The 22,524-nt window shown below is 53.3% G+C and carries 10 protein-coding genes; 8 read left to right on the top strand and 2 right to left on the bottom strand.

What is annotated here, in order from left to right; genetic code table 11:
* The first annotated feature begins 13 nt into the window (after positions 1–13).
* The 3 genes from IPJ96_11140 to IPJ96_11130 all read left to right on the top strand — a co-directional run bounded on the left by IPJ96_11140 (position 14) and on the right by IPJ96_11130 (position 4,311).
* A complete protein-coding gene (locus tag IPJ96_11140; protein ID MBK7910888.1) occupies positions 14–1,312 on the top strand; it encodes a glycosyltransferase family 4 protein in 1,299 nt (432 codons plus the stop codon).
* A 54-nt stretch (positions 1,313–1,366) separates the two neighbouring features.
* Complete coding sequence (gene asnB, locus IPJ96_11135; protein MBK7910887.1) at positions 1,367–3,205, top strand: asparagine synthase (glutamine-hydrolyzing); 1,839 nt, start codon at positions 1,367–1,369, stop codon at positions 3,203–3,205.
* Between the two features lie 92 nt (positions 3,206–3,297).
* Entirely contained in the window at positions 3,298–4,311 is a 1,014-nt protein-coding gene (locus IPJ96_11130; GenBank protein ID MBK7910886.1) for a T9SS type A sorting domain-containing protein, read from the top strand.
* Between the two features lie 68 nt (positions 4,312–4,379).
* On the opposite strand, the gene IPJ96_11125 is transcribed toward IPJ96_11130, so the two are convergent.
* Positions 4,380–5,252, bottom strand: coding sequence for a cyanophycinase (locus tag IPJ96_11125; protein ID MBK7910885.1), 873 nt, complete (start codon positions 5,250–5,252; stop codon positions 4,380–4,382).
* A 190-nt stretch (positions 5,253–5,442) separates the two neighbouring features.
* On the opposite strand from IPJ96_11125, the gene cphA reads away from it, so the two are divergent.
* The 5 genes from cphA (at position 5,443) to IPJ96_11100 (ending at position 21,041) form a co-directional block, all read left to right on the top strand.
* Complete coding sequence (gene cphA / locus IPJ96_11120; GenBank protein MBK7910884.1) at positions 5,443–8,094, top strand: cyanophycin synthetase; 2,652 nt, start codon at positions 5,443–5,445, stop codon at positions 8,092–8,094.
* A 193-nt stretch (positions 8,095–8,287) separates the two neighbouring features.
* Positions 8,288–12,103, top strand: a complete 3,816-nt coding sequence (locus IPJ96_11115; protein MBK7910883.1) for a gliding motility-associated C-terminal domain-containing protein — start codon at positions 8,288–8,290, stop codon at positions 12,101–12,103.
* A gap of 105 nt (positions 12,104–12,208) precedes the next feature.
* Entirely contained in the window at positions 12,209–13,147 is a 939-nt protein-coding gene (locus tag IPJ96_11110) for a type IX secretion system membrane protein PorP/SprF (GenBank protein MBK7910882.1), read from the top strand.
* A gap of 79 nt (positions 13,148–13,226) precedes the next feature.
* Positions 13,227–15,134 carry an OmpA family protein gene (locus IPJ96_11105; protein ID MBK7910881.1) on the top strand — a complete coding sequence of 636 codons (1,908 nt, stop codon included), beginning with the start codon at positions 13,227–13,229 and terminating at the stop codon, positions 15,132–15,134.
* 177 nt (positions 15,135–15,311) lie between these two features.
* Complete coding sequence (locus tag IPJ96_11100; protein MBK7910880.1) at positions 15,312–21,041, top strand: gliding motility-associated C-terminal domain-containing protein; 5,730 nt, start codon at positions 15,312–15,314, stop codon at positions 21,039–21,041.
* A gap of 73 nt (positions 21,042–21,114) precedes the next feature.
* On the opposite strand, the gene IPJ96_11095 is transcribed toward IPJ96_11100, so the two are convergent.
* Positions 21,115–22,467 (bottom strand): hypothetical protein, encoded by a 1,353-nt coding sequence (locus IPJ96_11095; protein MBK7910879.1) that lies wholly within the window; start codon positions 22,465–22,467, stop codon positions 21,115–21,117.
* Positions 22,468–22,524 lie beyond the last annotated feature (57 nt).

The following is a 22,524-nucleotide window of genomic DNA, read 5'->3' as shown; positions in this document are numbered from 1 at the left end:
CGACCGGTTTGCCATGAGCGCGGCTCCTCGAAAAGTCCTCTACATCACCTATTACTGGCCGCCCAGTGGCGGCGCGGGCGTGCAGCGTTCGCTCAAGATGGCGCGTTATCTGCCGGAGTTCGGTGTTGAACCGATCGTGCTGACCGTTGATGCAGCGGCAGCCACCTATCCGGTCGAGGATCCTAGTTTGTCATCCGAAGTCCCGCCAAACCTACGGGTGATCCGGACCGGTTCCTTTGAGCCCTTACAAGTGCTGTCGCGCTTCGTCGGAGGAAAGAACAAGATCCCGTATGGAGGGTTTGCCAATAAGGACAAGGAAAAGTGGACGCAGAAGTTGCTGCGCTTCGTGCGTGGTAATTTTTTTCTTCCTGACGCGCGGAAAGGCTGGGTGAAATACGCCTTGCGCGAAGCCGCGCGGCTCATTCGCGAAGAGCGGATCGACACGATCGTGGTTTCTTCGCCGCCGCACAGTTCCCAGTTGATCGGATTGGCGCTCAACCGCAGCTTTCCCCATGTTCGCTGGATCGCGGATCTCCGGGATCCGTGGACCGATATCTATTATTATCCTGACTTGTTGCATACCGGTTTGGCGAAGGCGGTGGATCGGAAGCTGGAACGAAAAGTGCTGGAGCAATGCGACCATGCGTTGGTCGTGAGCCCGGATATACGGCGTATGTTCGCCGCCAAGTCGGAGCGGGTCAAGGCGGAAAAGATCCATGTGATCCCGAACGGTTTCGATCCGGGCGATTTCGATCCGGCAGTCGCACCGCCACAAGATGTTTTTCGGATCACCTATGTTGGAACGATGGCGGAGAGTTATCGTCCGGGTGCCTTTTTTCAGTCGGTTGCAGCATTGCGAAAGCAGGGTACGTCATTGCCGTTGCGGTTGCGATTTGTCGGCAGTACACGGGCGGCGCTGGAGCCGATCCTGCAGGCGTACGGCTTGCAGGACATTGCGGAGTTCATCGGGCACGTCCCGCATCGGGAGGCTACGCGTTACATGCAGGAAAGCAATGCCTTGTTGCTGGTTATCCCGGATGTACCGAAGGCGAACGGCATCCTGACCGGAAAGCTCTTCGAATACCTGGGCGCCGCACGTCCCATTATCGCCTTGGGCCCGGTCGATGGAGACGCCGCTACGATCCTGAAAGAGACGGGAGCGGGGAGGATGTTTGGGAGGGAGGAAGAATCAGGGATCCGTGAGCATCTGCAAGAGTTAATTTCCGGATTCTCGAATACTGCTCGGACGCAACCTGCTAAGTATGCAAGGAGAGAATTGGCCGGTGCACTTGCAAGTTTGATTCTTTCCTGATCTGCATTCTGTTCGCAAGCGGGCCTTCGTTTCTTTGTATCTTCAACCCCTAGTATGTGCGGAATTGCAGGCTTTATTGACTTTAATGTGTCTGAGCATCGGGCAGGAGAAATTCTTCGAAAGCAACTGGGAAGAATTTTGCATCGCGGTCCGGATGCACAAGGCTTGTGGTTTAAGAATGGCATTGGCTTGGGCCATAACCGCCTCAGCATTATTGACTTATCGGAAGAAGCTAATCAACCCATGATTGATGCTGAAACCGGTAACGTCATCGTTTTCAACGGAGAGATTTACAATTACCAGGAAATAAGAGCTGAATTAGCGTTAAAAGGAGTTCGATTTAAAACGCAATCAGATACCGAGGTAATTTTAAAGAGCTATGCATTAAAGGGACATGCTTGTGTAGAGGATTTCGTCGGAATGTGGGCCATGGCGATCTGGGACCCGTCCAAGCAGGAATTATTCTGTTCACGCGATCGTTTTGGCATCAAACCATTTTATTATTCAAGAAGTGGCCCTGGATTTTATTTCGGCTCTGAATACAAAGTTTTTTTCGATCTCGACTTTTTTCAGCGCAGTATTAATCTGGATCAAGTATCCCGGGGTCTCCAGTTGGGATGGATGGAGTACCGCGACCAAACTTATTACTCCCGACTCCATTCGCTTCCCGCGGCACACAATCTGGTCTTAAGGAACGGCCAGATCGAAGTAAGCCAGTATTGGGATCTTGCTGCGCATGCTGACACTGGTCTTTCCCTCGAGGATAGTGCGGATAGGTTTCGTGAGTTGTTTTTCGACAGCATTCGCCTGCATATGCGAAGTGATGTTGAGATCGGCGGTTGCCTCAGCGGCGGCATCGATTCTTCCGCAATCGCTTCAGCGATAGGTACTGCTTATTCAACAAAAGAGTTTAAGACGTTTACGGTCTATTATGATGGAGAGGGAGAGGTGGACGAACGTCCTTGGGCGAAGCATGTTTTGAATAAATTTTCGAATCTTCAACCGACATTCTATAAACCTCAGGAAAGCGAACTTGTCGATGCATTCGAACGGTGTTTGTATCATGCAGATGTTCCCATAGCCGGCTCGTCGCCTGTCTCCCAGTTTTTTGTCATGCGTGCCGCATCAGAAAGGAATATCAAAGTATTGCTCGACGGTCAAGGGAGCGACGAATTCCTTGGCGGGTATATGCACTCCTTCTATCGGCTGATTGGCGGAAGTTTTGCGAAATTCAGATTTGCGCAAGGCTTAAGTGAATGGCGTCATCACATGATCGATCAGAACTTCGGGTCAAGTAAGGGTAGGGATATTTTATTGAAAAGCATCTTGGCCGGATTCTCGAGTGAGAATAAATTATATAGGCTCGAGTATGATCGTTATTACCCGCGTTTGCTTTCCGGAGTTCGATCAGATGTGTACTTAAAGAAGTTGTTTGGGTATTCTCGCCTTCAGGAATTCTTGTATCACCTAACCTTTACTACCTCTTTGCCTTCCCTGCTTTTATATGAGGATCGGAACAGCATGGCATTTTCCATTGAATCCAGGGTGCCATTTCTGGACCATCGCCTTGTGGAGTTTGCATTTTCCTTACCTGATCGACACTTGATTCAAGGCGGACAAACCAAACGCCTCTTGCGACACGCCATGCGGGGAGTTATTCCTGAGGAGATTTTTAACAGAAAGGATAAAAAGGGATTTGTGACCCCTGGTGAGGTGAAATGGCTGAGAGGCCCCCTGAAATACCTATTGGACCAGCCGTTTTTTAAAGATTTCCCATGGGATGTTGCCAAAATCGAACCTGTCATTAAAGATTTTAAGAATGGTAGTAACCGTCACGCTACGCTGGTATGGCGGCTTCTGGTTTTAAATTATTGGTTGAGGAAGAGCCTTTGATCAACTTTTTACTTTGAAGTAATTGATAATTTGCATTATTTTAGGGTAAACTAAAACCTTAAAAAATGAGATACAGACTTCTATTTTGTTTCATGATGATCGGGCTGGGAGCAGCTGCTCAGGTCCCGACAAATGGCCTCCGAGGTTATTGGCCTTTTAACGGGAATGCAGATGATGAAAGTGGCAATGGTAATAACGGTATATTGATTAATGGCCCGACGCCTGAACAGGATCGGTTTGGCCGGGCTTCCAGCGCCTATTACTTTGATGGTCTTGATGACTTCATTCTGGTAAATGATGCTTCATCACTTAATCCCTCGGCCGAAATCTCTTTGTGCGCCTGGTTTAAAGGTGATTTTTTTACCGGCGATGGTTACAGCCCTTTGTTAGCTAAAGGATATACCTCGCATACTGCACCCTATTATCAGTATAAGTTGGGGGCAGGAGCTGATTATAATAATTCGTGGTTCATAGGCTCGTCACTGGCAATTAATGGAAATGAAAGTAGAGCAAGTACGCCGAATAACTATTGGACACCGGGCGACTGGTATTTTGTTGTAGCTACGTATGATGGTTCAAGGCATAAGTTCTATGTCAATAACCAGTTGATCGTCGATCAAGCGGCTTCCGGGCCACTTAGTACATACGGCCAAGAGATGTATTTTGGAAATAATACTACATCGGATGACTTCTTCCAGGGAGTTATTGATGATATCCGAATTTACGACCGTGCCCTGGATTCTTCTGAAGTGGCGGCGCTTTATTATGAAGAACTCTGTTTCGATCACGTAACGGTAACCGATACACTCATCATCAATGCGAACCTGACCTCCTTCCGTCCGGTAACGTATCAGAATTCAATCCGGGTTTACCCGAATCCAGGCCGTGATCATATCACGATTGATTGTGGATCAAATTATGGTACGATGAATGGCTATTCACTGCGAATCGATAATACGATGGGTCAGACGGTCTTCACCAGCACGATTACCATGCAATCCTATTACCTTGACTTGAACACGTGGACAGGTAATGGTGTTTACTTCATCTATCTGATCAATGCACAAGGCAACGTGGTCGATGTGCGAAGCATTGTCATACAATAATGGCTTTTTGGCATAAAAAAATCCCGCTGCATCAACAGCGGGATTTTTTTATGCTATTAATAAGAGGTTTACCTATTCTGCGTCACACCCTCCACATAAAACTTCCGCTCCTTCAGATCGAAGCAGTTGCCTTTGGCAAGGACGTGAACGATGATGTTCTCAATGGAGATGGGGGAGCCTTCCTTCAGGTCGGCAATGTTGGTGTGACGGATGTGGTGTCCGTCGATGATGATGACCAGGCCCGATCCGATCGCTTCCATGTAGCGACCTTCGGTGACCAGTACGCCGGTGTCCTCGCCAAGCCCGATCCCGATGCAGGATGGGTTGGCCGCCACAGCCTGAGTCAGGCGTCCGAATCGACCGCGCTTTACGAAGTGTGAATCGATGATCACGTCGCGCATGAAGGCAAGGCCGGTCGTGATCTTCACTTCGCCTTTCAGGAGCGCTTCGGAGCTGCTGCCCTGGTAAATCATCGTATTCGACATGGCCATGGCGCCTGCACTCGTGCCGGCGATGACGAAACCGTCCTCGTGGAAGTAGCGCTCCGTGATGATCTCCAGGAACTGGGTTCCGCCGAAGATGGAGGAGAGGCGAAGCTGGTTTCCGCCGCTGAACATGACTCCGTCGCAGTTGCGGATGCGCTCGATCATCTCCGGGTTCTGAGCGTCTTCCCGATTGCGGATGTCCATGATGCGGACATTCGTACAATGCAACTTGCCGAAGGCGTCGAGGTAGTTTTGTCCGACTTCTTCCGGGATGGAGGAAGCGCTGGTGATCACCTCGATGTGCGCGTCATGGCCGCCGCACTCGTGCATGATCCTGGAAAGGATCTGCAGTTCGAAGAAATTGAGGTTGTTCTTTTGGGTGAAAAGTGGTTCGGGTTCTGTCCCCTTGTCTTCGTTCCCGCCGATGGAGATCAGTTTACCCTTCGGAATCATCATATTCGTTTGACTGAAAGCGTTTTGGCAGCGCAAAGATAGAAATCCCCGCATTGGACGGGCGTTTCAGCACTATATAACGTTAGGAATGTGGGAAGGATACGGGTTAGATGGCCTTTTTCGGGCAAATTTTGGCGGTTCAGGATTTCTTACTACTTTGAAACGACCAAAAACACCGATACCCCCTTTCCTTATGAAGATACAGGACATTCGCGTGATGCGCGGGCCAAACTACTGGTCCATTCGACGTCACAAATTGATTGTGATGAAGCTGGACATTGAAGAGTTGGAGGATTTGCCGACGAACAAGATCAGCGGCTTTGCGGAACGTATGGAGAAGATGTTTCCTTCCATGTATTCACACGAATGTTCGGAAGGGCATGCAGGCGGATTCTTCAAACGCGTGCGCGAAGGAACGTGGATGGGCCACGTGGTGGAGCATATCGCACTCGAGATCCAAACGCTGGCAGGCATGGATGTCGGCTTCGGACGCACACGCAGTACCGGCCAGCATGGTGTATACAATGTCGTGTTCAACTACATGGAAGAAAAAGTCGGGATCTATGCCGCGAAGGCGGCAGTACGGATATGCGACGCGCTGTACAAAGGCGAAACCTATGACCTGGCCGACGATATCCAGCGCATGCGTGAGATCCGCGAAGACGAACGACTTGGACCTTCTACCGGCTCCATCGTCGACGAAGCCATCAAACGCAAGATTCCGTGGATCCGCCTCAATCGGCATTCCCTGGTGCAACTCGGTTATGGAAAGAATCAGCGCCGCATCCAGGCGACGGTCGCCAGTACGACGAGTAGTATTGCAGTAGAGGTGGCATGTGATAAGGAAGAGACCAAGAACCTCCTGGAGAATGCTTCCATCCCGGTTCCGCGTGGCCGTGTCGTGTACGATGAAGAAGATCTGCGTACTGCGATCGACCGTGTCGGTTTCCCGATCGTCGTGAAACCGGTCGGCGGGAACCATGGACGTGGCGCAACCATCAATGTCCAGGATATGGATGCGGCGATCGAAGCACTCGCGCTGGCAAAGCGTGTTTCGCGCGGAGTCATTGTCGAGCGTTTCATTACCGGTTACGATCACCGCTTGCTGGTCATCGATTACAAGTTCGTCGCGGCGGCCAAGCGTACACCCGCCATGGTGACCGGCGATGGCAAGCACACCATTCGCGAACTGATCGACATCACGAACAGCGATCCCCGGCGCGGATATGGTCACGAGAAAGTGTTGACCATGATAAAGGTTGACGACACCACCGCGACCATGATCGAGGAGAAGGGTTATACACTCGACACGGTGCTCAAAGCCGGCGAAGAACTGCACCTCAAGCGTACCGCCAACCTCAGTACGGGCGGCACGTCCACCGATGTGACCGAAGTCGTGCATCCGTACAATGTCTTCATGGCGGAGCGGATCGCGCGGATCATCGGACTCGACATTTGCGGGATCGATATCATGACGCCCGATATCCGAGTGCCCTTGCACGAGAATGGCGGAGCCGTGTTGGAAGTGAATGCCGGCCCGGGATTCCGCATGCACATCGCCCCGGCCGAAGGGCTCCCGCGCAACGTAGCCGAACCGGTGATCGACATGCTCTATCCTCCCGGCAGCACCGCGCGCATCCCGATCATTTCGGTTACCGGCACCAACGGTAAGACCACGACCACGCGCCTCATTGCGCACATCGTGAAGACGATGGGGCATAAGGTCGGCTTCACCACGACCGACGGCATTTACATTCAGAACCGCATGGTGGAGCAGGGGGATTGCACCGGACCGCTCAGCGCGGAATTCGTCCTAAAAGATCCGACGGTTGATTTCGCGGTCCTCGAATGCGCGCGCGGTGGTATCCTGAAATCCGGTCTTGGTTTCCACAACTGCGATGTGGGCATTGTGACCAATGTCAGCGCCGATCACCTGGGGCTGAAAGACATCAACACCATCGAAGAGATGGCACGGGTGAAAGGTGTCGTAGCCGAAAGCGTATTGCCGGAAGGTTATGCCATCCTCAACGCCGACGACGACCTGGTGTATGAGATGCGGAAGACGGTCAGTTGCAATGTCGCGCTCTTTTCGCTTGACGAAAAGAATCCCCGCATCCAGAAGCATACTGAGCGTGGCGGCATTGCCGCCATCGTAGAGAACGGTTATATCACGATTTGCAAAGGCACCTGGAAGATCCGGGTCGACAAGGTGATCAATATTCCGTTGACCTTTTCGGGGAAAGCCGTCTTCATGATCCAAAACATCTTACCGGCCGTGTTGGCGGGATTCGTTCGGGGCTTCAAGGTGGAAGATATCCGTTTGGCGTTGGAGACCTTCATCCCGTCGCCGACACAAACTCCGGGCCGTATGAACCTGTTCCAGTTCAAGAAGTTCGACGTCATGGTCGACTACGCGCACAACCCGGCCGGATTCCAGGCCATCGCACGCTTCCTGGAGCGGATCGAAGCCAGGCCGAAAGTCGGCATCATCGCCGGCGTCGGCGACCGCCGCGACGAGGATATCGTCTCGCTTGGTGAATTGGCGGCTCAGATGTTTGACGAAGTCATCATCCGGCAGGATAAGAACCTGCGCGGCAGAAGTGAACAGGAGATCATTGATTTGATGATGAAGGGCATTCATTCCGTCGATGCTTCCAAGCCCGTCAAGGTCATGCCGAAGGAATCCCTGGCGATCGACTATGCGATCAAGCATGCAAAGAAGGGGTCTTTCATTACCATCTGCAGTGATGTTGTGCCGGACGCATTGGATCAGATCATGAAGTACAAGGAAGAAGAGGATCACTTCGAGATCCACAAGGAGGATATTCCGAACGCGGTTTCCTAAGCAGCCAACTTACACTTGGATTTAACCCACCCTTAATAAGAAGGGTGGGTTTTTTTATGATTTTAAAGCATTAAACAAGCTTGCGCATGGAACTTTTTAGCTGAAATCAAGTAAAAATGCGTTAAGTCTTACAGTACCCGGAAGCGGGTGGGGGAGCGAATGCCCTCCACCGATCCGACCCGAAAGCAATTCCATGAAAGAACTTGTCCGCCGCCTGATCCTGTTGATCACCATTGCCGCAACGGCCAGTCTGATGCCGAAAAAGGCCTCGGCAACGCACCTGGTCGGTTCCGACATCTCCTATACCTGTCTGGGAGGCAACACCTACCGGATCGACCTGACCTTTTACCGTGATTGTCGTGGATCGGCAGCACCGCTCGGAGTGGGTATCGAATTCCGCTCGGCAAGTTGTAATCAGTATTTCACCGATACCTTGTTGCTGGTCACCGGCACCGGTAACGAAATCACCTATCCGTGTCCGACCCTTGTCACGAGTTGTGACGATCCCGCTTCCACCATTCCCGGAATCCAGGAGTATCAGTACAGCGGCATCATCACCTTCCCGATGCAGTGCGCCGATTGGGTGATCAGTTGGTCCTACTGCTGCAGGAACTGCGACATTACAACAATGTTGGTAGCGTCACCTTGTTTGGAAGGAACCAATCCCGGCATGTACATCGCCGCGACGCTCGATAACCTGAACCTTAGTTGCAATTCTTCTCCGCGCTTTACCAACATTCCTGTAGCTTTTCTATGTGTCGGACAGAATTTCACTTATAACCACGGGGTGATCGATCCCGATGGCGATTCGTTGGTTTACAGCCTGGTGAACCCCCTCATCAACGCTACCGACTCCATTCCATTTTTACCCGGCTACTCGGCTACGAATCCGATCACGTCTTCTCCTGCATTTGCCATCAACAGCGCCACCGGTGATTTGACTTTGACGCCTACTCAAATAGAAGTAGGGGTCGTTTCCGTGCTGGTAGAAGAATACCGCAACGGGGTGCTGATCGGTAGCGTCGTTCGTGACATGGAGATCTACGTGCGCGCCTGCAGCAACAACCTGCCAACCGCCAGCGGCATCAATGGGGGAGCGTCCCGTGACACTTCGGTGTGTCCAGGCACCAACCTGTGCTTCAATATCCTGTCGAACGACATCGACCCGAATCAGATCGTGACGATGAGTTGGAACCAGGGAATTACCGGTGCCACCTTTACCGTCAGCGGATTTCCTTTCCCGACCGGTCAGTTCTGCTGGACTCCCTCACCGGCCGATGTTCGTCCGACTCCCTATACGTTCACGGTAACGGTGACCGATGACGCTTGTCCGAACGTGGGTTTCCAAACGTACTCGTTCCAGGTTTTCGTTAACTCGCCACTCTATACGGCGACCGGAACGGATATTTCCTGTAACGGAGCCAATGACGGCGTCGCGACCGTAGTGCCCGGTTCCGGATCCCTGACCTATGTATGGTCGCCCGGTGGCCAGACGACCGCGAGCATCTCCGGCCTTGCTGCCGGTACCTATACGGTTACCATCACCGATACGGTAACCGGCTGCGTGGGTCAGTCTATTGTCACCATCAATGATCCCGCGGTGCTGACCGTGGCAACTGCTACGACCAATCCTCCGTGTGCAGGGTCAAACAGTGGTATCGCCGTTGCTACTCCAGCCGGTGGCACTCCCGGCTTCTCCTATTCCTGGAATACGGTTCCCCCGACGCTCAACGATACTGCCACCGGCCTGGCTCCCGGTACCTACATCGTCACGGTGACCGACAGCCGAAATTGTACGGCCACCGCCAATGCCACGATCAATCCTTCCGCACCGGCGGTGAATGTCAATACGGTTTCCGTTACCGATCTTCAGTGTAACGGTGACGCCAACGGAACCGCCACAGTCGCTGCAAGCGGTGGAACTCCTTCCTATACGTATAGCTGGAATACCGTGCCTCCTCAATTCGGAACAACGGCAACCGGGCTTTCGGGAGGCACCTATATCGTGACGGTGACCGACAGCCTTGGATGTGTCGGAACCGATACTGTGAACATCGATGAACCGGCAGCCATTGTCATTGCGGGTTCTTCCACGCAATCCACCTGCGGCGCGTCTGACGGAACGGCCAGCGCGTCGGCCAGTGGTGGAACTCCGTTCTCTTTTGGTTACCAATACCTCTGGTCGGTCGGGGGGCAGACAACCACCACGATCACGGGTCTGGCCGCCGGTGCTTATACAGTTACTGTAACGGATTCCAACGGCTGTACCAGTTCACTGCCGGTAACCGTTTCGGATAGCAACATACTACCGCCCATCGCCAGCGCGATTCAATCGGTTTTGTGTAACGGTCAGACCAACGGTATCGCGGTAGCGGTCCCCCAGAATGGCACACCGCCCTTTACCTTCTCATGGAATACGACACCCGTACAAACCAATGATACGGCCTTCAACCTGGGCGCAGGTATTTATGCTGTCGGTATCACGGATGCCAATGGGTGTTCCTCTTTCGATACGGTGCAAATCACAGAGCCGGCGCCGATCAACCTGACCGTGCTTTCGTCGGATGCATCCTGTTATAATGACAGCAGTGGCATCGGTGTTGTCTCCATCGTGAATGGCGGCACACCGAATTACACCTACGACTGGCAACCTTATGGCGGCACGAATGCCTCCGTTACCAACCTGATCGCCGGCAATTACACGGTCACCGTCACCGATGCCAACGGTTGCACCGGTACCAGTGCCATCAGCATCAGCGAGCCCAGCCAGATCACCGTGACCGTCAACAGCACCATCGAGCCTACCTGTTACGGAGGGTCGGATGGCTCGATTGATATTTCCGTAAGCGGCGGCACCGGTGGCTTTGATTATTTCTGGAATCCCGGCGGAGCCACCTCTCAGGATCTGAGCTCGGTCGATGCCGGTATCTATATCGTGACGATCACCGACGATAACGGCTGCACCTTCCAGCAAACAGTCAACCTGAATCAGCCTTCGCCGGTGAACGCCTTCGCGGGCAATGATACCGCCTTGTGTGTAGGGAACAGCATTCAGTTGCAAGCGACCTTAGGTGCCGGTATGACCGGTCAGTGGACATCCTCAACCGGCGCATCCTTTGTCAATGCCACCAACCCGACCACCGTCGCCAATAATCTGCAGCCCGGCTTCAACAGCCTGACCTGGACCGTGACGGACGCCGACGGTTGTTCCGGCCTGGATGAACTGACCATCTTCAACTATACGAACATCGCCGCCAACGCCGGCAGTGACACGGCTTTCTGCGGACTGGGTTTTGTGCAGTTGAATGCCACGAATGTGGCGGGCTTTAGCGGAAGCTGGACATCAGCCGGTCTCACCACCTTCGACAATCCCGTATTGTCCAACGCCGTAGCCACCCTGATCGATTACGGTACCGATACCCTGAACTGGACGATCACCAACGGCGCTTGTACCACCACGGACTACCTGCTGATTACGGCAGCGGAGCCGGTGAATGCGGAAGCGGGAGACTATCAACTCGTTTGCGCGAATGATGCCGTGCTGATCGCCCGCGGTTTCATCAATGGAGTAGGCATATGGTCGGTCGTAACCGGAAGCGGCAATCTCGCTGATCCGACGAACGACTCGACATCCGTCACGGACCTGCCGGTCGGTAATACCGTATTTCTCTGGACCATCACCAACGGTCCGTGTTCTGCTGCCGATACCGTTAGCGTGGATTATGACAATGCCTGTGAATTGGAACTTCCGAGCGGCTTCTCACCCAATGGTGATGGAAAGAACGACGGGTATCATATCAAAGGTATCGAAGGCTATCCGGACAACGTATTCCGGGTGTTCAATCGCTGGGGCAACCTGGTCTATGACAAGGAAGATTACGTAAACGAAGATTGGGTTGGACAAAACAATAGCGGCGACCCGCTGCCGGACGGCACTTACTTCGTCGTCCTGGAAGTAGTTGGGAAGAACCTGCGGAAGAGCACCTACGTCGATCTGCGCAGACAATAAGAGATTAAAATCCTTTGCGCTGTTCACCGACCGCTGTTGATTGTTCCTTGAGCAAGAGGAGAAAAATAAGACTTTACACGAACTAAAAACACGAATATTGCGACAATGACGCTACGCAAGATACTCTTAGGCCTGGTGCTGCTGTTGAGCGGCTTATCTGCCTCCGGCCAGCAGGACATCCTTGTCAGCCAGTACATGTTCAACCACCTGTTGCTCAATCCGGGTTATGCCGGCAGCAAGGATTACATGATGGCCAGCCTGCTTTATCGAAAGCAGTGGGTTGACTTCAAGGGCGCGCCCGAGACTCAGATCGCCAGCATTCACGGCCCGGTCGGGTTGACCAACCTGGGATGGGGTGTGTTGCTCAGTCATGACAAGATCGGCGTTACCGATCGCACGGACGCCTACCTGAATGCGGCCTACCATTTGAAAGCGTTCGGGAAGAGTAAGCTGTCGCTTGGACTACGCGCCGGCGGTGGTTACTACTCCTATAAGAACAGTGACCTCATCGTTTTCGATCCGGGTGACCCGACCTTTGCAGGTGATCGAGCAACACGCTTCCTGCCGAACGTCGGTGCCGGTCTCTATCTGTATGGTGAGAAATACTATGCAGGCCTGAGCGTACCGACCATCATCAGTTACGATCCTGAAAAAAGCCTTAGCCTGGACCTCAGCAGTGGGGAAGTAGTGCCGCGTCAGGTACGCCACTACTTCGCGACGGTTGGAACGGTACTGGAAGTGAATCCGGACGTCGTTTTGAAGCCCAGCGTATTGGTTAAATACGTGCAGAACGCTCCTGTGGAAGCCGACTTCAACCTGAATGTCCTGCTGGCAAACGTGCTTTGGATCGGCGGCAGCTACCGTACGCAGGACGCGATCGTAGGCTTGGTGGAGTTGCAGGTGAGCAAGAAACTCCGGATCGGATACAGTTACGATTTCACGACTACGGAAATGAAGAACTATAGCCAGGGCTCCCATGAGATCATGATCGGATATGACTTCGGCTATGATATCATGAAGATGAAAACTCCCCGGTATTTCTAATGACCGAAGCTGACGATCAGCTCGTCCACAGTCCCTCGGGTACACCATTTCAAGAACAAGTCGATTTCCACATACGCCCATGACGATTCGCCATACACTGCTCACCGGATTGACAGCCGCCTCCTTGCTTTTCAGCGGTTGTGCCAGCTATCATGTCCGGCAGGGCAACCGCCTCTACAACCAGCTCGCCTATAGCCAGGCGGTAACCGAATACGAGAAAGCCTTAGGTAAAAAGAGCTTTCCGGAGGCCGAACGAAAACTGGCTGACAGCTACAGGCTCATGAACAACTGGAGCAAGGCGGAGCAATCCTATGCAAAAGTTGTCCAGTCTTCCAGCGTTCAACCCATTGACCGTCTGCATTACGGTCAACTCCTCATGCGCAGCGGCAAGTACCCGCAAGCGCAGGAGCAGTTGGATCTCTACCTGGCCAGCGTTCCGGGAGATGAGACGGCGCGCAGGATTCGTCAGAGTTGCGACAGTATTGCCGGTTGGAAAGCCGATAGTGCCAAGTACACCCTAGAAGTGAGCCCGCTGAATTCCGGTCAGGTCAATTTCGCTCCGGTCTATTACAAAGACGGACTGGTCCTTGTCACCGACCGTTCTATGAAAGCGTCTCCAAAGACGTATGCCTGGACCTCCCGTCCGTTCCTCGATCTCTACTACGCCAAGCTCGATGGCAGTGGTAAACCCGGCAGCCCGAAAGCGATGCAGGGAGCGGTGAATGGAATTTATCACGAAGGTCCTGTGGCGTTTACAGCGAATGGCGATACCGCTTACGTTACGCGGAACAACTACGTGAAGAAGAAGGTGGGTAAGAGTAATCAGGACGTGGTCAATTTGAAGATCTACCAGATCGTCAGAAAGGATACATCCTGGTCCAACATGACGGAAGTTCCTTTTAACAGCGACGATTTCAGTACCGGTCATCCGACCTTGTCATCCGACGGCCAGTCGATGATCTTTGCCAGCGATCGTCCGGGTGGTCAGGGAGGCGTTGACCTGTGGTTGAGCCGCAAAGTCAACGGCACCTGGAGCCAGCCGGAAAATATGGGCCCGGCTGTAAATACCGCCTATAACGACGTGTTCCCGACCCTTTGGAAAGACTCCGTACTCTACTATAGTTCCGAAGGCCGTCACGGCATGGGCGGCCTCGACCTTTACCGTGCCGAGAAAGCCGGAAGTTCCTGGAATCGTCCGGAGAACGTAGGTTATCCGCTCAACACCAGTTTTGACGACTTTGGCATCGCGGTGAATGACAGTGCAACCGGTGGCTTCGTTTCCAGTAATCGAGGAGGGAATCCGGAAATCGATCAGATCTACGCCTTTGCGATTAACGACCTGCGTTTCACTTTGGAAGGTATCGCCGTAGAGAAGGGTACCCAAGAACCGCTGGCCGGTGTGTTGGTTGAATTGTTGAACCGAAAGACCGGGAAGAAGGAAACCGCTGTTACCGGTCCGGACGGTAAGTTCATGTTCAAGCTGAACCGGGAGACGGAATACAGTGTTGTTGGTAGTAAGGACGGATTCTTCACCAATACGGAGATCGTAAGCACCGTTGGTAAAGTCCGCAGCGAGAACATGTTCGTGAAGCTCAAATTGGAACTTGAAAAGATCATCATCAACAAGCCGATTGTCCTGGAGAACATCTACTACGACCTGGATAAATGGGACATCCGTCCTGACGCGGCTGTTGAACTTGATAAGTTAGTGCAAACGCTCAAGGACAACCCCGGTATCCGGATCGAACTGAGTTCCCATACCGATAGTCGCGCGGATGACAAGTACAACGATGTGCTCTCGCAGAAACGCGCTGAGTCGGCCGTTCAATACCTGACCAGCCGAGGCATTGATGCCAGCCGCATGATCGCCAAGGGCTATGGAGAACGGGTGTTGGTAAACGGTTGCAAGAATGATGTCAAGTGTACCGAAGAAGAGCACCAGGCCAACCGCCGGACGGAATTCAAGGTGATCGAAATGACAAAATAACCTGGTACCAGGCGACTGAAAAAGGGGCTGTGCTGATCGCGCAGCCCCTTTTTAATTTGTGTATAAGCGTGTTAAAAAGGCTGTGTGAACCGAGGCAGTCTGGCAATGAAAATCAACGAAATTGCTTCCTTAAAGGCGCTTGTGTCCAACCGCGCGCCCGAAATAATTCCAGACGAAATGATCCATCATTTTACCAAAACTTCGAAGCGGTATCTCTTGAACAAAGTAGCCGTGGCGCTGATGATGATTTGCTCACAACTGTTGTGGGTGAACGAAGCGAAGGCTACGCACTCTGCCGGGAGCGATTTGACCTACACTTGGGTGAGCGGAAATACGTACCGGGTAACCGTTGCGTTCTACCGGGATTGCGCGGGTGTTGCCGCGCCCAATTCCATCACACTGAACGCCCGCTCTTCGAGCTGTTCGCGTAATCAGAATTTTACCCTGAATCTGGTAGCGGGTTCCGGACAGGAGATCACCTTTCCGTGCCGGACCGCTCAGACCAAGTGTACGAATTCTTCTTCCAGCAACGCGGGTTACCAGCAATACCTTTACCAGAATAATGTAACGCTACCACAGCAGTGTTCGGACTGGGTGCTCAGTTACTATGTGTGTTGCCGAAACTGTGCCATCACCACACTGAACAACCCTTGCAACGACAACATGTATGTGGAAGCGACACTCAATAACCTCCTCTTCCAGCGGAACAACTCTCCTCAGTTCACCAACATTCCGGTGGCTTTCCTGTGTGTCAATCAGAGCTTCACCTACAACCATGGTGTCGTGGATCCCGATGGCGACTCTCTGGTGTATTCGTTCATCACGCCCCGCACTTATAATACGTCGACCAATACGACGGGAAATGTCACCTTCAATGCCGGCTATTCAGCCAGCCAGCCACTGACGTCGAGCCCTGCGGTCAACATCAACTCCGTCACCGGCGATATCAACATGTTCCCGACCGTTAACGGCGAAATCGGGGTGACCGCGATTCTCGTGCGTGAATACCGGAACGGCGTACTCATCGGTAGCGTGGTCCGGGATATGCAGTTCCTGACCAAGATCTGTAACCCCAACCTGTTGCCGACCGCGACGGGGATTAACGGCTCGTCCAATTTCAGTGCGGTCGTTTGCCCCGGATCGACCATTACGTTCTCGGTCAACTCCTCCGATCCCAATGCGACGGATACGGTCATCATGAACTGGAACAATGTGATTCCCGGCGCGACCTTTACAACGGTGGGAGCACAGTTCCCGATCGGTACCTTTACCTGGACGCCTTCGGTTTCCGATGCACGTTCGCAGCCGTATACGTTCATTGTCACCGTGCGCGACAATGCTTGTCCGACCAACGGTTCCCAGACGTACTCCTTTTCACTCGTTGTCCCGGTTATCAATACCACCGTCAGCAGTCCGCAATACAATGGGTATAATGTCGCCTGTGCGGGTGCTGCGACCGGTTCCGTGACAGCTACAACGGTTGGTGGCACCTTGCCTTATACCTACTCCTGGAATCCATCCGGACAAACTACTCAGACAGCAACCGCGCTTGCGTCCGGTACCTACACCGTTACCGTAACAGATGCCAGCGGCTGTACGAGTTCCGCGCAAACATCCTTGTCGGAACCGCCTGCACCGGTCGCGGCAGGGATCGCGTCCTCCATCAACGTGAGCTGCAACGCCGGTACCGATGGTTCCGCGAACAGTAGCATCAGCGGAGGACTTACTCCTTATACGTATGCCTGGTCGCCAGGAGGGCAAACGACAGCCAACCTGACGGCGGTAGGTGTTGGTACCTATACGGTGACCATCACCGACCTCAACGGTTGCACCGATACCGCACAGGTAGCGATCACGGAACCTACCGCCCTTGTTGCATCCATCACGGGCTTTACCAACGTGACTTGTCTTGGTAACAGCAACGGGACCATTACTACTTCCGTCTCTGGCGGAACCGGCCCCTATACCCACCATTGGTCAAATGGAGCCACCACGGCCAATCTCACCGGCCTGGGCCCTGCCACCTATGCGGATACGGTTCGTGACGCGAACGGATGTACCCAGATCATCACCCAGGTGATCACGGAACCGGGTACCGCCGTTTCCCTGCCTGGATCTTCGCTCAGCCTTGCCGATATTTCCTGTTTCGGCGGCAGTAACGGCTCTGCAACCCTTACCCCTTCGGGTGGTACGCCTCCCTACACCATCAGTTGGTCGAATGGCGATGCCGGTAATACGGCGGATACATTGATTGCCGGATCGTACACCGTGACCGTGGAAGACGCCAACGGTTGTACGGTTGACAGTACCTTTTCGATTGGCGAACCGTTGCTCTTGGTTGCCAGCTTCAGTGATTTCACGACGACGCCAGGCGGAACGAATATCGATTGCAATGGAGCCACCAACGGTGGTGTGTCGGTTAGCCCGGTAGGAGGGACGCCGCCATACAGCTATCTCTGGTCCACCGGCGCTACCATTGATTCGATTGCCGGTGTCGGTGCAGGGAACTATTGGGTCACGGTAACGGACGTTAACGGTTGCAAGGACAGCATCAATACGCCGATCACAGAACCGACTCCGCTGCTCAATACGCTCACCAAGTTCGATGTAGTCTGTAAGGGCGAAGCGTCGGGTTGGATCAACGCGAATACGTCTGGTGGTAGCCCGGGTTATACCTACAACTGGACCCCATTGGGGCAGACGACGGACAGCATTGGAGGTTTGTTCGCCGGTTTCTACTCCGTGACCATTACCGACTTGAACGGTTGCTCGCGCCTGGATACCATTTCCATCCTCGAGCCCGATACCCTGGTGCCGCTGATCACCGCCATTCAGTTCTTTGGTGATGTGAATGTCCGTTGTGCGGGTGATTCCAGCGCTACCGTTTGGGTAGAAGTGACCGGCGGAACTTCCCCCTATACCTACCTCTGGAGTAACGGCGGAATCAACGACACCCTGTTCAACCTCCCGGCCGGATCAGTCGAAGTCTATGTCCGTGATGTGAACGGCTGTTCCATTGTCGGTTCCACAGCACTTTCCCAACCCACCCCGTTCTCCTATAACACCATCATCGCGTCAGCTTCTTGTAGCGGAGACTCTTCCGCTTACATTCTGCTGAACCTGGGAGGCAGTACTCCGCCTTACACCTATAACTGGAGCACCGGCGCGACAACCGATTCGGTAGGTGGATTGCCTTCCGGTACGTATTGGGTATTGATCGAAGACGCCAACAACTGCGAGGACTCCGTAGGATTCGTGTTATCGGATCCGCCTGTTCTGAATATCACGGCTTCGGTTTCGGATTATCAGGGTTATAATGTCTCCTGCAATGGTTCGACCAATGGCGAAATTCATCTCTCCATTGCAGGTGGAACCGGTATCTATACTTATTCCTGGTCGAATGGGGCAACAACCGACAGCGTGACCGGCCTGCCGGCAGACACCATTTCGGTTACCATCACCGACAGTAATGGATGTTCCGAGGATACTTCTTTCGTGATCTCGGCACCGGATTCTGTTTCTATCGGACTTACGTCCTTGACGTATTCGGGCGGATTCAACATCAGTTGTTTCGGTTACAATGACGGCCGCGCCTATGCGGCTACGAATGGGGGAGTGGGTCCCTATACCTATTCCTGGTCGAACGGAGATGTGGCGGATTCGGCGATCGGCTTGTTCGCCGGACCGGTCACTGTAACCGTAACGGATTCGAACGGATGCGTCGCGACCTCCACCATTACCCTCACTGAACCGCTGCCCATGAACATGTCGGCAACGCTTTCGGATTTCAACGGGTTCAACGTGCCCTGTAGCGGCGACTCGCTGGCCTGCGTCACGGTGGCGATCGGCGGTGGAACCATACCATATATTTACGATTGGAACGGCTATGATACCATAACGACCGCTCAGATCTGTAACCTGCCGGCTGATACCCTGGGACTCCGCGTCTTTGATGCGAACGGATGCGTATTGGATACGAACTTCTACTTGACGGAACCGCCGGTGTTGGATGTGCTCGCAACGGTTTCCGATTTCAATGGCTTCAACGTTTCTTGTTTTGGTTCGACCAACGGTTCGATCGACCAGACCATTTCAGGCGGGGTAAATCCATATGGGTACCTGTGGTCGACCACTGCCACATCAGAGGATCTCACAGGTCTTGCCGCCGGTACCTATACGTTTGTCTTAACGGATGCGAATGGATGCAGCCGAAATGCGAGTTATACCCTGAGTGAACCACCGGCCATCCTGGATTCAATCGGCTCAGTAGTAGCTGCAACCTGTGGTACTGCCAATGGTACGGCTACGGTATTTGTCTACAACGGTCTGACCCCGTACTCTTATAGCTGGTCACCGGGCGGTGCTACCACAGCAAGTGTAACAGGCCTCAATGGTGGCCAGTACTTCGTCACGATCACCGATAGTGTCGGATGTACGACCGTTGATTCCGTATCGATCTCCGCGATTCCCGTCATGGGTGCAGTAGTTGGTACTCAAACCGACGTATTGTGCCCAGGTGCCGCGACCGGCTCCGCAACGGTTACACTGAGCGGTGGAACCGCGCCGTTCACGTATGCCTGGACCAACGGTGACACGGGCAGTAGCGCCGACAGCCTTGCCGCTGGAAGCATCTCCGTAACGGTAACCGATGCAAACGGCTGCGTGGAAACCACCAGCGCAACCATTTCAGAGCCCGGAGCATTCGTCTTTACTCCAACGGTCACCGACGCACGATGCAGCGGAATTAACGACGGCTCGGTGGCTATCGGCATCTCCGGTGGTACCGCACCTTACAGTGTGAGTTGGTCGAATGGTGATACAGGTCTTACCGCTGATTCCCTCTCCGGTGGATATGTGACGTACACGGTCACCGACGACAATGGCTGCGTGGTCGCTGATTCCGCCAACGTCAATCAACCATCATCCATCGTTTCCAACCTGAGCGCCAGCACCGATGTACGCTGCAACGGTGATGCGAACGGAACGGCTACTGCAACTGCCGCCTCCGGTGGTACGGCTCCTTACTCCTATACCTGGTCCAACGGTGAGACCGGCCTTTCCGCTGACAGTCTCATTGCCGGAAATACCACACTCACCATCACGGACTCAAATGGTTGTACGTTGCAACTGACCGCGACGATCGGACAACCCGTCGCCTTCGCGGTCACCGCTCAGGGTATTGATGTAAGCTGTTTCGGTCAAACGGACGGTTCCGCACAAGCCGGTACAACCGGCGGTATCAGCCCGGCATCGTTCGTCTGGATACCGGGCGGAGGTACGACCGCTGCTATCACGAATCTTACTCCGGGTACATACTCGGTAACGGCAACGGATGCCAACGGTTGTACGAGTACGGATGTAGTTACCATCGACGAACCCGCGCAATTGCTCGCTGATGCCGGTTCGGATCAGGGCGGATGCGAGCCGACCGTCAGCCTCAATGCCGGCTTGGGAAATGGACAAACCGGTACCTGGTCGGTGTTTAGCGGCACAGCCTCCTTCAGCAGCATTTCTTCACCGCTGGCTTCTGTTTCCGGCCTTGCAGTCGGCGATAACCTGCTTGTATGGACCATCACCGATGGTACCTGCTATGGATATGATACGCTCGTGGTACGACTGGATGGTCCCGATCTCTGCGGACTCGAACTGCCCTCAGGATTTTCCCCGAATGGTGACGGTAAGAACGACGGCTATGAGATCAGAGGTGTGAACCAGTATCCGGATAATATGTTCCGGGTGTTCAATCGCTGGGGTAATTTGGTCTATGAACGAGAAGATTACACGAGCAACGATTGGGTGGGCCAGAACAAGGAGGGCGACCCCTTGCCTGATGGGACCTATTTTGTGACATTCGAGGTGACCGGCCAGGATATCCGCCGCTCCACCTACGTCGATATGAGGAGGTAAATTCACCCGTTCATTAAAAAAGCGAAGGGCTACTGCTGACAGTAGCCCTTCGCTTTTTATCGTCGTTTACTCGTTACATGCTCTTGGTGATGTTGGCACTGACCTTTTTGTTGTCATAGATCATGTGCAGGACGTAGTTGCCGGGTGGCAGGTTGTTCTTGTCCCGGAAACTGTGAATGTTCTTGCCCTGTGGAGCTTCAAATGTTTCGGTTGAAAGGATTTTTCCCTTTGGATCGGTCAATTGTAACCAGACGCGACCGGAGTTCGGCATGAAGTAGGAAACCTCGAAGTTGTCATTGAAGGGGACGGGACTGACCCGTTCGATGCTGAAATCGCGACTGGCTTTCGTGCGAATGGCTGCCAGTGAATGGCTGACGAATTTTCCGTTCTTGAAGGTCTGCCGAATGCGATAGTATGCGACCGTTTCGCCAATCGGTGTTTTGTCAAGATAATTGTATTCACCCAACTCTCCCGCCTTCGGATTTACGTTGATCGTTCCGACTTTGGAAAAGTCGAGACCATTGATCGATCGCTCTACGGTAAAATAGGCGACCTGGTCGTTGACAGCCGTCAGCCAATGTACGTTGACGCCGTTCTCTTTGCCTTCGAGGGAGAAATTAAGGAGTGACTCTGCAAGTGGCGATATGGTACCTGTTGTCCGAATAACCAGGTTGTCCAGGATCGCCATGTCCTTTCCGCCGCCATTCATTCCGCGACCAACATACAGGTTTCCTGCTCCTTTCCAATACATCACGGTATTCGCCAGCCCCCCTTTTGACCAGACCGGCATCCCGTTTACGAAGATCTCGCCGCGGCCTGTAGTGGGCGAGTAGATGAACCGGTAGGTTCGGAAGTTTTCGTCTTTCGGAAGTTCGTAGGTCGTCTTCTCCTTAACGGACGTGAAACCACCCTTGCGGTTGTCGACCCGGTATTGAATGGATAAGTAGCCATCCGAGATGCCGAAGTTGAAATGATTCCCTCGGCTCAGAAAGCTGCCTTCCGGCTCCGTCCCACGATAGTCAATGCTGACATCGATCCCTTCTACATCGAAGAGCTCAGTGCCTGGAAGTTCGAGGTTGATATCGTTTCCATTGGAACCGGCTGCGAGACCTTGTGTGGAAGCACGTCCACCGCGGAAGGTATGGGCGTCCTCACTGGCGGAGATTGCGTCGGGGCCAAGGGTAGCCTCCAGTGGACTGTCTTTTTCCCAGGTAAATTCAGTGATGATCTCCCCGTTGTTCAACACGGCCCCACCCTGACTTTCACCTTCTCCGCTCGCTCGCGTCTTGCTTAGGTTGTGGAAGTTCAGGTATACCAGCCACCCGGCCGTTATCAGCAGGACTGCAGAAAAGGTTCCAACGACCCAAATCAATCGGGTGGATAACCTCGTTCTGTTGCCAAGTCGTGTATTCCTCTTATTCTTCATTGCGTTCGGGTTAGGGTATGGCGGGACGTATATAAACTACAGTGATCGCATTCTTAA

The organism is Bacteroidota bacterium (assembly GCA_016713765.1).
Taxonomy (GTDB): Bacteria; Bacteroidota; Bacteroidia; order AKYH767-A; family 2013-40CM-41-45; genus Pollutiaquabacter; species Pollutiaquabacter aromativorans.
This window is presented reverse-complemented; position numbering and strand designations above follow the sequence as displayed.

Coding starts and splice junctions, on each gene's coding strand:
- cphA (MBK7910884.1), top strand. CDS start 5,443: ATGAAGATACAGGACATTCGCGTGATGCGCGGGCCAAACTACTGGTCC.
- asnB (MBK7910887.1), top strand. CDS start 1,367: ATGTGCGGAATTGCAGGCTTTATTGACTTTAATGTGTCTGAGCATCGG.
- IPJ96_11100 (MBK7910880.1), top strand. CDS start 15,312: ATGATCCATCATTTTACCAAAACTTCGAAGCGGTATCTCTTGAACAAA.
- IPJ96_11140 (MBK7910888.1), top strand. CDS start 14: ATGAGCGCGGCTCCTCGAAAAGTCCTCTACATCACCTATTACTGGCCG.
- IPJ96_11125 (MBK7910885.1), bottom strand. CDS start 5,252: ATGATGATTCCGAAGGGTAAACTGATCTCCATCGGCGGGAACGAAGAC.
- IPJ96_11105 (MBK7910881.1), top strand. CDS start 13,227: ATGACGATTCGCCATACACTGCTCACCGGATTGACAGCCGCCTCCTTG.
- IPJ96_11115 (MBK7910883.1), top strand. CDS start 8,288: ATGAAAGAACTTGTCCGCCGCCTGATCCTGTTGATCACCATTGCCGCA.
- IPJ96_11130 (MBK7910886.1), top strand. CDS start 3,298: ATGATGATCGGGCTGGGAGCAGCTGCTCAGGTCCCGACAAATGGCCTC.
- IPJ96_11110 (MBK7910882.1), top strand. CDS start 12,209: ATGACGCTACGCAAGATACTCTTAGGCCTGGTGCTGCTGTTGAGCGGC.
- IPJ96_11095 (MBK7910879.1), bottom strand. CDS start 22,467: ATGAAGAATAAGAGGAATACACGACTTGGCAACAGAACGAGGTTATCC.